The sequence below is a fragment of the Nocardia sp. NPDC058518 genome (assembly GCF_042719655.1).
Lineage (GTDB): Bacteria > Actinomycetota > Actinomycetes > Mycobacteriales > Mycobacteriaceae > Nocardia.
Genome location: NZ_JBHXNJ010000014.1, coordinates 97,133 through 110,722, shown reverse-complemented (window position 1 = coordinate 110,722; position 13,590 = coordinate 97,133). Strand labels below are relative to the sequence as shown.

Annotated in this window: 8 protein-coding genes; 4 read left to right on the top strand and 4 right to left on the bottom strand. The window is 68.6% G+C overall.

Features of this window, described 5'->3' with window-relative positions; genetic code table 11:
- Positions 1 to 117: 117 nt before the first annotated feature.
- Together ACFWPX_RS23085 and ACFWPX_RS23080 are read left to right on the top strand one after the other, a co-directional pair.
- Entirely contained in the window at positions 118 to 1,554 is a 1,437-nt protein-coding gene (locus ACFWPX_RS23085; protein WP_378929047.1) for a hypothetical protein, read from the top strand.
- Between the two features lie 91 nt (positions 1,555 to 1,645).
- On the top strand, positions 1,646 to 2,830 hold the full coding sequence (locus tag ACFWPX_RS23080; protein WP_378929046.1) for a PLP-dependent aminotransferase family protein: 1,185 nt from the start codon (positions 1,646 to 1,648) through the stop codon (positions 2,828 to 2,830).
- Between the two features lie 136 nt (positions 2,831 to 2,966).
- On the opposite strand, the gene glpK is transcribed toward ACFWPX_RS23080, so the two are convergent.
- Entirely contained in the window at positions 2,967 to 4,463 is a 1,497-nt protein-coding gene (glpK, locus tag ACFWPX_RS23075; RefSeq protein ID WP_378929045.1) for a glycerol kinase GlpK, read from the bottom strand.
- A 200-nt stretch (positions 4,464 to 4,663) separates the two neighbouring features.
- Here glpK and glpD point away from each other — a divergent pair, with 200 nt between their 5' ends.
- A complete protein-coding gene (gene glpD, locus ACFWPX_RS23070; protein WP_378919924.1) occupies positions 4,664 to 6,448 on the top strand; it encodes a glycerol-3-phosphate dehydrogenase in 1,785 nt (594 codons plus the stop codon).
- A gap of 3 nt (positions 6,449 to 6,451) precedes the next feature.
- Here glpD and ACFWPX_RS23065 read toward each other — a convergent pair whose 3' ends face one another.
- The 3 genes from ACFWPX_RS23065 to ACFWPX_RS23055 all read right to left on the bottom strand — a co-directional run bounded on the left by ACFWPX_RS23065 (position 6,452) and on the right by ACFWPX_RS23055 (position 12,793).
- A complete protein-coding gene (locus tag ACFWPX_RS23065; RefSeq protein WP_378919922.1) occupies positions 6,452 to 6,832 on the bottom strand; it encodes a VOC family protein in 381 nt (126 codons plus the stop codon).
- A 98-nt stretch (positions 6,833 to 6,930) separates the two neighbouring features.
- Positions 6,931 to 7,704: an Fpg/Nei family DNA glycosylase gene (locus ACFWPX_RS23060; protein WP_378929044.1), complete on the bottom strand. Its 774-nt coding sequence runs from the start codon at positions 7,702 to 7,704 to the stop codon at positions 6,931 to 6,933.
- 4 nt (positions 7,705 to 7,708) lie between these two features.
- Positions 7,709 to 12,793 (bottom strand): DEAD/DEAH box helicase, encoded by a 5,085-nt coding sequence (locus ACFWPX_RS23055; RefSeq protein WP_378929043.1) that lies wholly within the window; start codon positions 12,791 to 12,793, stop codon positions 7,709 to 7,711.
- Positions 12,794 to 12,929: 136 nt separating this feature from the next.
- Between ACFWPX_RS23055 and ACFWPX_RS23050 the strand changes: the two genes are divergently transcribed.
- Positions 12,930 to 13,478 (top strand): histidine phosphatase family protein, encoded by a 549-nt coding sequence (locus ACFWPX_RS23050; protein WP_378919916.1) that lies wholly within the window; start codon positions 12,930 to 12,932, stop codon positions 13,476 to 13,478.
- Positions 13,479 to 13,590: the final 112 nt, after the last annotated feature.

Sequence of the window (13,590 nt, the reverse complement as noted above, 5' to 3'; positions counted from 1 at the left end):
ATCGTGGGGGTTTTTAACACCCTGTGGGGGGGATCTATCATGTACTGACCGGATGTAGGTGGGGTGGGGGGGCCGCCTTCGACCGCCCCACACGTGTGTCCTGGGGAAAGGATTGACGTGGGCACCGAGGGCGACGACAACGAACGCGGCGATCAACGACCTGCTGCGGAATTCGGTCCTCCCGTAAGCGATTTCGGGCCGCCGGTCGACGACGCCGGTTTCGGTGGGCCTGTTCCCGCCGCGCCGCCGCCCGCGCCGTCCGGGGTTCCGGAGCGGGGTTGGCGACCGGCCGGTCCGCCCGCCGCGCCTGCGCCCGGCCCGTTCGGTCCGCCCGCCGGTGCTCCCGCGCCGGGTCCGTTCGGTGGCCCTGTCGCGGGTCAGCCGCCGGTCGCTCCGCCGCCCGGTGCTCCGTTTACCGGTTCGGTGCCGCCGGGACCGCCCGCCGGTCAAGCGCCCCCTCGGCTACCCGATGGTCGCCGTTCCGCGCCGACCTCTGTTTTCGGTGACGCATTGGCGACGCCTCCGCGCAACGCGCCGTTCGGTGGTCCCACTACCGGCGGTGATGCGCCCGCCGGTCCCGGGTCGCGGGAAGCCGCGCCGTTCGGCGGTCCCACTCCGGGCGGTCCGCCCGCCGCCGACCCGACGGTCCGTTTCGGTGGCGAGCAGCCGCGTGATGAGGGTTCTGTCTTCGGCGGCTCGGTATTCGGTGATTCCGTGCCGGTGACTTCCGGTCGTGAGCTCACCGAGGTGATCCGTCGTGGTCGCCCCGGCCCCAAAGATCCTGCGCCGCAGACACCCTCGCGCGATGCCGGGCCCCCGGAGCAGGTGCGCCCGCCCGAGGGCAGCCGCACCCCGCTGGTCCCCGACAAGCCGAGGCCCGCGGGCGACAAAGCGTGGTGGGACAACCCGGACGATGACGGCGCGATCCCGAAGCCGCCGTCCGAACCCGGCCTGTCCTGGGCCGACGATCCGATCGCGCGCCGTCTCGCGCCGAAGATGCCGACCACCCCGGCGCCGGTAGAGCAGGAACCCGATAACAAGCGCCTGCGCTGGATCATCGGCGGTGTGGCCGCGGCTGTCCTGCTCGTGGTGGCCCTTGTTCTGACGATCGGGCTGGTCAAGCGCGGCGGCGGTGCCGATCCCGGTGTCACGGCCGCGCCGGTTCCCTCGGTCGCCTCCGCTACCGAATGCCAGTCTGTCGCAGAACAATCTGTCACCGTCGGCAACGGACCGGGCGACACCACCACCGGCGCCAGGGCCATCCTCGGCTTCCAGTACGCCTTCTACACCGACCGGTCGGGGGCGAAGGTGCGCGAATTCGTGGCGCCCGACGCCGAGAACATCTCGCCCGCCGAGACGATCCAGCAGGCGATCGACGGGCAGATTCCCGCCGGTACCACCCACTGTGTGAAGATGCGCGAGACCACCGTGGGCCGCTACGACGTGGAACTGCGTGAAATGCACCCCGATGGCTCGGCGGTGGTCTACAAGCAGGAAATCATCACCACCAACACCGACGGAAAGTGGCAGGTCAAGTCCATCACCGCTCGGTAGAGTCTCACTGCATGAGACGACAATTTCACATTCTGGCGGACGATATGCAATCGTAGGATGATTGCTTCTCTTGGCGTCCCCGGAGGTTCCCATGTCGCTGACAATTCCAGCATTGGCGGGCAAGCTCGCCGGCCTACAGAGCTCGGCGATCAGGGATCTGCTCAAACTCACTGCCCGCGACGACATCATCAGCCTCGCGGGCGGCCTCCCCGACGCCACCCTGATGCCGCGCGAACAGATCGCCCTCGCCGCCGAGAACGCCCTGCGCGACCCCGCCGTGCTGCAGTACACCGAGTCGTCCGGTTGGCCTGCCCTGCGCGAGGTGATCGCCGCCCGCGAATCCGCCAAGATCGGCCGCACGGTGCCCGTCGCCGAAGTCTTCATCACCCACGGCTCACAGCAGGCGCTCTCGCTCCTGGCCGAGGTCCTCCTCGATCCCGGTGCCCTCGTGATCGTGGAAGACCCCGCGTATGTCGGTGCGCTGCAGGTCTTCCGAGCCGCGGGCGCCCGAATCGTCGCCGTCCCGCTCGACAGCGACGGCATGCGCCTCGACATCCTCGAAGACCTCCTCGCGGCAGGCGAACGCCCCGCCGTCGTCCACACCGTCTCCACCTTCCACAACCCCGGCGGCGTCACCCTCACCCCCGAACGCCGCCAACGCCTCGCGAAACTGGCTGAGGCCCACGGCTTCTGGATCATCGAAGACGACCCCTACGGCGAACTCTGGTTCGACAACCCCGCCCCCGCGCCCGTGGCCACGCACTCCGCCCAGGTGATCCGCCTCTCCAGCGTCTCCAAAATCCTGTCCCCCTCCCTCCGTGTCGGCTGGATGATCGCCCCCGAAAGGGTCTGCCGCGCAGTGGAACTCCTCAAACAAGGCGCCGACCTCTGCGGATCGGCCCTGACCCAGCAGATCACCACCGACCTGCTCACCGACACCAATTGGCTAGCCACCCACATCAATTCGATCCGCACCACCTACGGCACCAGGGCCCGCGCCCTGGTCTCCGCCGTCCGCACCACCTTCGGCGACCGCATCCGCTGCACAGACCCCACCGGCGGCATGTTCATCTGGGCCGAATTCACCGACAACACCAACACCTCCACCCTCCTCCCCACCGCCCTGGACACAGGCGTCGCCTACGTCCCCGGCGCCGCCTTCGCCATCACCAACACCACCCCCAACACCCTCCGCCTCTGCTTCACCACCTCCGACGAAGCCACCCTGACCGAAGCGGTCAACCGCCTGTCGAAGGCCGCACAGGCTACGAGCTGAGCGGGAAGGACCTTCGTCGCGGTTCGCTCGTCACAGCGGTCGGCTCCGACGCAGATCCGCGCGGGAGAACGCCTGGGCGGCCGCTTCGAGCAGCGTTTCCTCGAGCGCTGTTGCCGAGGCAGCTTGCGCGGTCGGTTCACACCCAGTTGTAGGTGCGTTCGACGGCCTTGTTCCAGTCCGCGTAGCGCTGGGTGCGTTCCTCTTCGGGCATCGAGGGGGTCCAGGTTCGGTCGGCGGACCAGTTGGCTCGTAGGTCGTCGAGGCCGGACCAGAAGCCGACTGCCAAACCGGCGGCGTAGGCGGCGCCGAGGGCGGTGGTTTCGCGGACTACCGGGCGGACGACGGGGACGTCGAGGATGTCGGCCTGGAATTGCATGAGGAGGTTGTTGCCGGTCATGCCGCCGTCGACTTTGAGGGTGGTGAGTTCGAGGTCCAGGTGTTGGGCGGCGGCGTCGGCGCGCATGGCGTCTACCACCTCGCGTGTTTGGAAGGCGGTGGATTCCAGTGCGGCTCTTGCCAAGTGGGCCTTGGTGACGAAGCGGGTGAGTCCGGCGATGACGCCGCGGGCATCGGGGCGCCAGCGGGGGGCGAACAGGCCGGAGAACGCGGGGACGAAGTGGGCGCCGCCGTTGTCCTCGACGCTGAGGGCCAGTGGTTCCACTTCCTCGGCGGAGGAGATGATGCCGAGGTTGTCGCGCAGCCACTGGACGAGGGAGCCGGTGACGGCGATCGAGCCTTCGAGGGCGTAGACGGCGGGTGCGTCACCGAGTTGGTAGCAGGCGGTGGTGAGGAGGCCGTGCTTGCTGAACACCGGGGTCGTGCCGGTGTTGAGGAGCATGAAATTGCCTGTGCCATAGGTGTTCTTGGCTTCGCCGGGGCTCAGGCACGCTTGGCCGAATGTGGCAGCCTGCTGGTCGCCGAGGATCCCCGCGACCGGGATGCCTTCGAAAGGACCGGCGGTGATATCGGCGTAGACCTCCGACGAGCTGCGGATCTGCGGCAGCAAAGACATCGGGATGTCGAAATCGGCGCAGATCTGTGAATCCCATTGCAGGGTGCGGAGATCCATCAGCATGGTGCGTGAGGCGTTGGTGACGTCGGTGAGGTGTGCACCGGTCAGCTTCCACAGCACCCAGCTGTCCATGGTGCCGAAACACAGGTCGCCTGCTTCGGCGCGTTCCCTGACGCCGTCGACATTGTCGAGGATCCAGCGCAGTTTCGGACCGGCGAAATAGGTCGACAGCGGCAGCCCGGTGCGGTCCGCATAGCGTTGCGGCCCTTGATCACCGGCGAGTTCGGTACACAGTTGATCGGTGCGCGTGTCCTGCCAGACGATCGCGTTGTACACGGGCTCGCCGGTCGCCCGATCCCACACCACGGTGGTCTCGCGCTGATTGGTGATCCCGACGGCGGCCAGATCCCCGGCCGAGCACCGGCTGTTGCCCAGCGCCGCACCGAGTACCGACTCGGTATTGCGCCACACCTCCGCCGGATCGTGCTCCACCCAGCCGGGCTTCGGAAAGATCTGCCGATGCTCCCGCTGGGCGGTCCCGACGATCCGGCCCTGCCGATCGAAGATGATGCACCGACTCGAAGTCGTGCCCTGATCGATGGCAGCCACATAGCGACGCATTGATGCAGGTTACCGAAAGCGGAGCCCGGGGCCGCACGCTTTGTCGTCGGCGACGAATTTCGGACCCGCGCCCCGCCGCGCACGTCCCGAGCGCGGCGCGGGCGCTACGTTTAGCCTGTACGCAGCGGCGCCGCCGAACGCGGCGCTGGCCCACTGTCGGCTGGGACCGGCCGGAATCGGTCGGCGGCGAGGAGTCGAGCATGTCGCAGACACCGGAGTTCCTGCACCCGGGTGAGTTGGTCGCGGGCGGGAAGCGGGACCGGCTCGGGCCCGGCGATCTGGGGCCCGAACATCGGCGGACCGCTTGGGAGCGTCTGGGCAAGGATCAGTTCGACGTCCTGGTTGTCGGCGGCGGCGTTGTCGGTGCGGGTATCGCGCTGGATGCTGCGACACGCGGGCTGTCGGTCGCGCTGGTCGAGGCTCGCGATCTCGCGTCGGGCACGTCGAGTCGCTCGTCGAAGATGTTCCACGGTGGCCTGCGCTATCTCGAACAGCTGGAATTCGGCCTGGTCAGGGAAGCTCTGAAGGAACGTGAGCTGGCACTGTCGACGCTGGCACCGCACCTGGTGAAGCCGCTGCGGTTCCTCTACCCGCTGACGCATCGCGTGTGGGAGCGGCCGTACGTAGCCGCGGGCCTGACCCTGTACGACACCATGGGCGGCGCGAAATCCGTTCCGGGACAGCACCATCTGACCCGTCACGGCGCGTTGCGTCTGGCACCCGGCCTGCGCCGCGATTCGATGATCGGCGGCGTCACCTACTACGACACCGTCGTCGATGATGCCCGCCACACCATGACGGTGGCCCGCACCGCCGCCCACTACGGCGCGGTCATCCGCACCTCCACGCAGGTCGTCGGATTTCTGCGTGAGGCCGACCGGGTCGTCGGGGTGAAACTGCGTGACACCGAGGACGGGCGCACCGGCGAGGCGCGCGCGAATGTGGTGATCAACGCGACGGGCGTGTGGACCGATGAGGTGCAGGGTCTGTCGCGGCAGCGCGGCCGATTCCATGTGCGCGCGTCCAAGGGCGTGCACATCGTGGTGCCGCGCGACCGCATCGTCAGCGACGCCGCGATCATCCTGCGCACCACCAGCTCGGTGCTGTTCGTCATCCCGTGGGGCGCGCACTGGATCGTCGGCACCACCGACACCGACTGGAACCTCGACCTCGCCCACCCCGCGGCGACCAAGGCCGATATCGACTACCTGCTCGACCGGGTCAACGAGGTGCTGGTCACCCCGCTCACCCACGCCGACATCGACGGGGTCTACGCGGGCCTGCGTCCGCTGCTGGCGGGGGAGAACGACGAGACGTCCAAGCTCTCGCGCGAACACGCCGTGGCACGCGTCGCGCCCGGTCTGGTGAGCATCGCGGGCGGCAAGTACACCACCTACCGGGTGATGGCGGCCGACGCGATGGATGAAGCAGCACAAGACATTCCGGCACGCGTCTCGCCCTCGATCACCGAGAAGGTCGCGCTGCTCGGTGCCGACGGCTACTTCGCGCTGGTCAACCAGACCGTGCAGCTCGCCGAGCACTACGGCATCCACCCGTACCGGATGACGCACCTGCTCGACCGCTACGGCTCCCTCGTCGACGAGGTGCTCGCCATGGCCGCGGGCAAACCCGAACTGCTGCAACCGATTACCGACGCCCCGGCCTACTTGCAGGTCGAAGCGGTCTACGCGGCCGCCGCCGAAGGCGCGCTGCACCTCGACGATATCCTGGCCCGCCGCACCCGCATCTCGATCGAATACTCCGATCGCGGCGCGAACAGTGCCGAGCAGGTCGCCCACCTCATCGCACCCGTACTCGGTTGGGACGCAGACGATATCGACCGTGAGGTGTCCACGTACCAGGCGCGGGTGCGGGCCGAGATCGAATCGCAGACCCAACCCGACGACAAGTCGGCCGACGCGCTGCGGGCCGCCGCTCCCGAGCCGCGCCCGCAACTGCTGGAGCCGGTGCCGCAGGACCGCTGAGCCTCAGACCGGGTCGATGCGGGCCCTGAGCAGACAGAACTCATTGCCTTCCGGGTCGGACAGGACATGCCACGATTCCTGCCCCGTCTGGCCGATATCGGCCGGGCGCGCACCGAGCTTCAGCAGGCGTTCGAGCTCGGCGTCCTGATCACGGTCGGTGGGGTTGACGTCGAGGTGCAGCCGGGATTTCCCGTGTTCCGGCTCTTCCCTGCTGCTGAGGATGATCGTCGCCTGCGGACCGCCGAACCCCTCGCGTGGGCCGATCTCCACGGTGCCGTCGTCCTCGCGATCGAGGACGACGAAGTCCAGGACCTCACACCAGAATTGGGCAAGTGCCTCGGGGTCGCGGCAACCGAGCACGAGCTCACTGATCCGACATGCCATCACGAAACCTGCTCTCTAACTGGGGAGATGCCCTGGCCGTTAGCGATGAAAACAATCCCGGGATCGTATCGGACACGGTGATGCGCGGCGAGGCGTTTTCAGGGAAGTGGCTGACACCGAGGACAGAAGTAGATACCGCGTTCGCGCTGGGTGATGCGGTCGGCGGGGTCGTCCTCGCCGAGGAGCTGGGAGGCGATGGCGGTGCCGCAGCGGGGGCAGGGGCGCCGGGTTCGGCTGTAGACCATGGGGCGCCATGGCGGCTGGTGCGCGGCCTTGCCGAGGACGCGGTGGGCTTCGTCGACGAGCGCCGGGAGATCGGGAATCTCACCGACGGGGGTGGTGGGGTGGACTCGGCGGAGGAAGCAGATCTCGCTGCGGTAGATGTTGCCGATGCCTGCCAGATTGCGCTGGTCGAGCAGGGCGAGACCGATGGCGCGGCGTGGGTATTCGGTGAGCCTGCCCAGGGCCTCGGCCGGGTCCCAGTCCGGGCCGAGTAGGTCGGGGCCGAGGTGATCTATGACGGTGTGTTCGTCGGCGCGTGGCAGGACCTGAACCTTGCCGAGCGAGAATCCGACGGCCTCGACTTCGTCGTTGCCGAGGACGAGTCGCGCGGTGACCCGCGGTTTGGTCCAGCGCTGGCCGCAATGGAACACCCGCCACTCGCCCTCCATCTTCAGGTGGGTGTGGATGCTCCAGCGGTCGGTGCGGATGAACAGGTGCTTGCCGTAGCTGGCGACCTCTTCCACGAGATCGCCGACCAGATCCACCGTGGCGTACCGGGGGACCCGGAAGTCGCTGCGGGTCAAGGTCTTACCGGCCAGGGCCGTGCGTAGGCGCTGCGCGGTGCGGAAGACGGTGTCGCCCTCGGGCATTCGGCTACACCTGCCTGCGCAGCCGCAGACCGCTCGGGGTCATCGAGAAACCGGCTTCGATCAGGACCTCGACGAAAAGGTTGCCGTGCACGGTTTCCCCATTGATCTTGTCGATCACCAAGCTGTCGACCCTGCGGTCGCGCACCAGCCCCGCCAGCGCCATGGCTGCCGCACGGCGCAGGCCGATGTCCTCGGTGAAGCTGAGCAGCGTCTTGCCGCCGCGCTCCGAGTAGAGCACCAGTTCGCCACCGACCAGAACTACCACGGCACCCGCCTTGCGGCCCGGTCGATGACCGCCTTCGGCGTCACCCTTCGGCCACGGCAGGGCGGCGCCGTAGGGGTTGGCGGGGTCGCACGCCGCGAGGGCGAGCGCGACGCCCGCTCTGGTGTTGTCACGGTCGGTGTCGAACGAACGCAGGCGATCGACGGTGTCGGTGGTGGAGAACTGGGCGCCGCCGAGCGTGTCGACGAAATAGCCGCGCCTGCATCGGCCGCGATCCTCGAACTCGGTGAGCACCCGGTACATCAGCTGGAAACCGCCGGATATCCCTTCGTTCTGCACCGAGCCGCGAGTCAGCACGCCGTAGCGTTCGACGAGCTGATCGGCGGTGGCATGGGCGCGAACGGTGTTGTCCCGCACGCGTTCGGGCAGGATCGACCAGCGGCCGGCCAGCATCGGCGGGCCGGATCGGGTCGGCATCGACGGTCGTGGCAGGTACGCGCGGCCGCGGGGAGCGCGGCGCGGGGCGCGGTGCGCGGTGGTGGCGCGGGCGGTGCCGGACAGCAGGGCGCGCACCGGGGCGAAGGTGTCACCGGAGACGTATCCGGCCCAGACCAGCTGCCACAGTGCGTCACCGGCGGCCTTGTCGTCGAGCAGACCCGCGGTATCGGAGAGCTGGCGGAAGAAATAGGCGCCGCCTCCCGTCAATGTGGGTGGCAATCGTGTGGCATCACCGGAATCGGTGGGCGCATCGTGTTCTGGACCAGGCCGTTGACCATTGCCGCGGGTTGGTTGCGCGCGCTCGGCGGCGTCGAGGTCGACGACCTTATCGGCGGACGCGCTTCTGCGAGCCGCCTTCGGGCGGGTGCCGGGTGACTCCGAGGCGACTGGAGGATGCGGGTCGGTTCGCATGGTGCCGGATGGGGGCCAGGGCTCCAGGTTCGCGCCGAGAGCTGCCAGTAGCCCGAGCTGGATGTCGGTGGGGTCGATCTCGTCGGCTGGGGGCAGGGTGAACGGTGCCTGATCGGCCAGGTGCAGGGCGATCCAGCCGTCGCGGGCGGTGATGGCGCCGTGGCCCGACCACACCACCTCGCCGGTCGCCATCAGCTCGTCCAGCATGGCGGGGGAGTAGTCGCGGACTCGCGTCGGCAGGATCAGCGACTCCCATGCCGAGGCCGGAATCGGCACACCCGCAAGCTGTTCCACCACCGTGGCGACGCCGTCGACGCCGCGCAGCTCGCCGGAACCGACGTGTTGCCAGGCGGGCAGGAAGCGTGCGAAGGCCGCGGTGGAGACCGGCTCGACCTCGTGCCGTGCGGCAGCGAGCGAACGGCGGCGCAATCGACGCAGAACCTGGGCATCGCACCACTCGCCGCCAGCCGTACCGGGAGTGAATTCGCCCTCGACGACGCGCTTTTCGGCGAGCAAACGATGCAGCGATGTCGCGGCGACCGCAGTCCCCAAACCGAAGCGGTCGGCGACCGCCGCGGTGGTGAACGGCGCGTGGGTGCGGGCATAGCGCCCGACGAGGTCGCCGAGCGGATCGGGCACCGGTTCGATGAACGCGGCGGGCACGCCGATCGGCAGCGGAACCCCGAGCGCGTCGCGCAGACGAGCGGCGTCCTCCACCGCCACCCACCAGGTACGTCCCGCGAACGAAACCTCCAGCGCCCGCCGCGAATCCCGCAGTTCCGCGAACCAAGCCGGTGCATCGGAGTCGATGAGCAGGTCGTGGCTGCCACGATCGGCCTGTGCTCCGCCTTCCGAAAGACCGTCGGCCGAGCGGGTTCCGTTGTCTGGGTGCAAGGCAATGCTGTCGGGGGGCGCGGCGTTATCCCGGGGGATACCAGCCGGCCCGGCTCCGACGGCTCCTGCGCCGGGTCTTGGGGCGAGTTCGCCGGACTTCGAGCCTCGCTCGTGTGTGCGAAATTCGTCCGGTGCTCGACTTTCCATCGCCTCGTCGTGGCGAGCGGCGGATGGGGTGCCGGGGCGGGGGACGCAGCGGGCCGCGGCTTCGGCGGGCGTGAGTGGACCGAGCAGGCGTAGGAGGTCGGCCAGGCCTTCGGCGTCGCGGGCTAGACGTTCGGGGGTGAGGCGTTGGAGTTCTTGTTCGGTCAGAGCGATGACGGCGGGGTCGAGGAGTTCGCGGAGTTCGACGCGGCCGAGGAGTTCGGCGAGCAGGCTGGAGTCGAGGGCCAGTGCGGCGGCCCGGCGTTCGGCCAGTGGGCTGTCGCCGTCGTAGAGGAATTGGCCGATGTAGGAGAACAGCAGGGCACCCGCGAACGGCGACGGGCTCGCGGTTTCGACTTCGATCAGGCGGATCTCGCGGCGGGCGACCTTGGTGAGCAGGTCGCGCAGGGCGGGCAGGTCGTATACGTCGCGCAGGCATTCGCGAACGGTTTCCAGCAGGATCGGGAATTGCGGGAATTTGCGTGCCACGTCCAGCAATTGGGCCGAGCGCTGCCGCTGCTGCCACAGCGGTGCGCGCTTGCCGGGATCACGGCGCGGCAGCAGGAGTGCCCTGGCGGCGCATTCGCGGAAGCGGGACGCGAAAAGGGCGGAGCCGCCGACCTGTTCGGTGACGATGTCGTCGATCTCGTCGGGCTCGAAGGCGAACAGTTCGGCGCCGGGCGGCTGATCGGTGGTGTCGGGCAGGCGCACCACGATGCCATCGTCGGAGGCGGTCGGGGCGGCGTCGATGCCGAACTGTTCCTGGAGGCGCGCGCCCACCGCCAGCGCCCACGGTGCATGGACCGGGGTGCCGAAGGGCGAGTGCAGGACCAGACGCCAATCACCGAGCTCATCGCGGAAACGTTCGACTACCAGCGTGCGGTCGGTCGGCAATTGACCTGTCGCACTGCGTTGTTCCTCGAGCAGACTCACCAGATTCGCTGTCGCGTTCTGGTCGAGCCCAGCGGTGCGCACCAGGTGCTCGAGCCGCTCCGCGGGCTTACTCCGCGCGGCAGACGAGGGCTCGTCGCGCAGACCCATGTCCGCGACGATCCGCGTCAGCTCATCGGCTGGCACCTTCCCCGCCGTCCGAACGAATTCGCCCAGCGCGGCGCCCAATTCGGCCGGGCGGCCCAACCCGTCGCCATGCCAGAACGGCAACCTGCCCGGCAGCCCGAACGCAGGCGAGACCAACACCCGATCGAAGGTGATCTCCTCGATCCGCCAGCTGGTCGCACCGAGCGCGAACACATCACCCACGCGCGATTCGTAGACCATCTCCTCATCGAGTTCACCGACCCGAGAAGCTTTCTCACCCACCATGAACACCGCGAACATTCCACGGTCGGGAATCGCGCCGCCGGAGGTCACCGCCAGCCGTTGCGCGCCGGGACGGCCGGTGATGGTGCCCGCATCGCGGTCCCACACCACGCGCGGGCGCAGTTCGGCGAACTCGTCGGACGGATAGCGCCCGGCCAGCAGGTCGAGCACCGATTCGTAGGCCGAGCGGGGCAGGTTGGCATAGCTGCCGGTGGAGCGGACGATATCGAACCAAACGTCGACGTCGATCGGTTCGAGCGCGCAGGCCGCCACCGTCTGCTGGGCGAGGATGTCGAGCGGGTGCGCGGGGATCTGGAGCTGCTCGATCTCACCCGCGAGCATGCGCTGGGCGGCGACGGTGCAGTGGATCACGTCGGTGCGGTGCTTGGGAAACAGCACGCCCCGCGAGATCTCACCGACCTGGTGCCCGGCGCGGCCGACTCGCTGCAAGCCACTGGCCACCGACGGCGGCGCCTCCACCTGCACCACCAGGTCCACCGCGCCCATATCGATGCCGAGTTCGAGACTGCTGGTGGCCACCACGCAGCGCAGGCGGCCGGTCTTGAGATCGTCCTCGATGATGGCGCGCTGTTCCTTGCTGACCGACCCGTGATGCGCGCGCGCCAGCAGATGGTCGGCCCCGTGGATCACCTCGGTGGACGGTCCGAGCTGGGCGGGTGGCTTGTGCTCGGTCTCCACCGGCTCGCCGAGGCGGGCGGAGTAGGTCTCGTTGAGTCGCGCTGTCAGCCGTTCGGAGAGCCGCCGCGAGTTGGCGAACACGATCGAGGACCGATGCTCGAGCACGAGGTCGACGATGGCCTCGTCGACATGCGGCCAGATGGACCCCGGCTGATCGGAGTCGCCCCCGGGATCGGTCATATCGGCCACCGGCACCCGCACCGACAGGTCGAAGGTCTTCGGCGCCGGCGGGCGCACGATGGTGATCGGCGCGTTCCCGACCAGGAACCGCCCGACCTCCTCGGGCGGGCGCACCGTCGCCGACAACCCGATCCGTTGCGCGGGCTTGTCGGTGAGCTGGTCCAGCCGGGCCAGCGACAGCGCCAGGTGCGCACCGCGCTTGGACCCGGCGATGGCGTGCACTTCGTCGACGATCACTGTGTTGACCTGGGCAAGCGTCTCGCGCGCCGCCGAGGTCAGCAGCAAGAAGAGCGACTCGGGAGTGGTGATGAGAATGTCGGGCGGCGTGCGCAACATCGCCTGCCGCTGGGCGGGCGGAGTGTCACCGGAGCGCACACCCACCGAGATATCCGGCGGGTCGAGGCCCAACCGCTTCGCCGTCTGCGTCACGCCGACCAGCGGTGCCCGCAGATTGCGCTCCACATCCACCGCCAGTGCCTTCAACGGCGACACGTAGAGCACCGACGTGCCCCGGCGTGCTCCCGCTTCGGGTGGGTCCCGGTGAGCCAGTTGGTCGATAGCCCACAGGAAAGCCGACAAGGTCTTTCCCGACCCCGTCGGCGCGATCACCAGGGTGTTGTCCCCGGCGGCGATCGCGTCCCACGCGCCGAGCTGGGCCGACGTCGCACCGGGGAAGGCGCCGTCGAACCACTGTGCCGTTGCGGGGGAGAACCGATCCATAGCACCAAGTGTGCACCGACCCTCCGACAACTTTGCCGGCATCATGCACCCCCACCTGCGTGAACATGCTGATGACCGGGGCGGCGCGAAGCCCGGGTTGTGGCGTGGATCGCACTCGTCGCTACCCTCGACTCTCGTGCAAACGGTGCTGAGAGTCGACCTTGTCGGCCATGGCCTTACCGAGGCGGTACGTAAGGCGCGTTTTCCTGTCGATGAACCCCTGGACGAGTCGGGGCGGGCCGCTGTGCGTGCCTGTGTGCCGCTCGATGCGGCGCTGGTGCGGACAGGACCGGAGCGGCGGGCTCGCGAGACGGCGGAGGAATTGGGCCTCGTCGGCGAACAGGACGTGCGATTACGGGATCTCGATGCCGGGTCGTGGCGGGGCAGTGAGATGGGCAAGATCGCTCAGGATCAGCTGTTCGCCTGGCTCACCGATCCCGAATTCCGTGGGCACGGTGGGGAATCGGTCAGCGATCTGGTCGATCGGGTGCGGTTCTGGCTGGCCGAGATCGCGTCGTCGGGGCGCGACACCGTAGCGGTGACGCATCCGGCGGTGGTGCGGGCGGCGCTGCTCGTGGTGCTCGACGCACCGGCGAAGTCGTTCTGGCGCATGGATATTCCGCCCGCGAGCGTCACCCGGCTGCACTATCGGGGGAACTGGACCCTGCGGCTCGGCAACGGATAACGAAAGAAGGCCCCGGAGTCGAAACTCCGGGGGGCTCCTCCATTTTCCGGGTACACGAATTTAAACTGCGCCCACCCGGGTAATTTGCCGCCCTCCTACCCTCCTGCTCCAA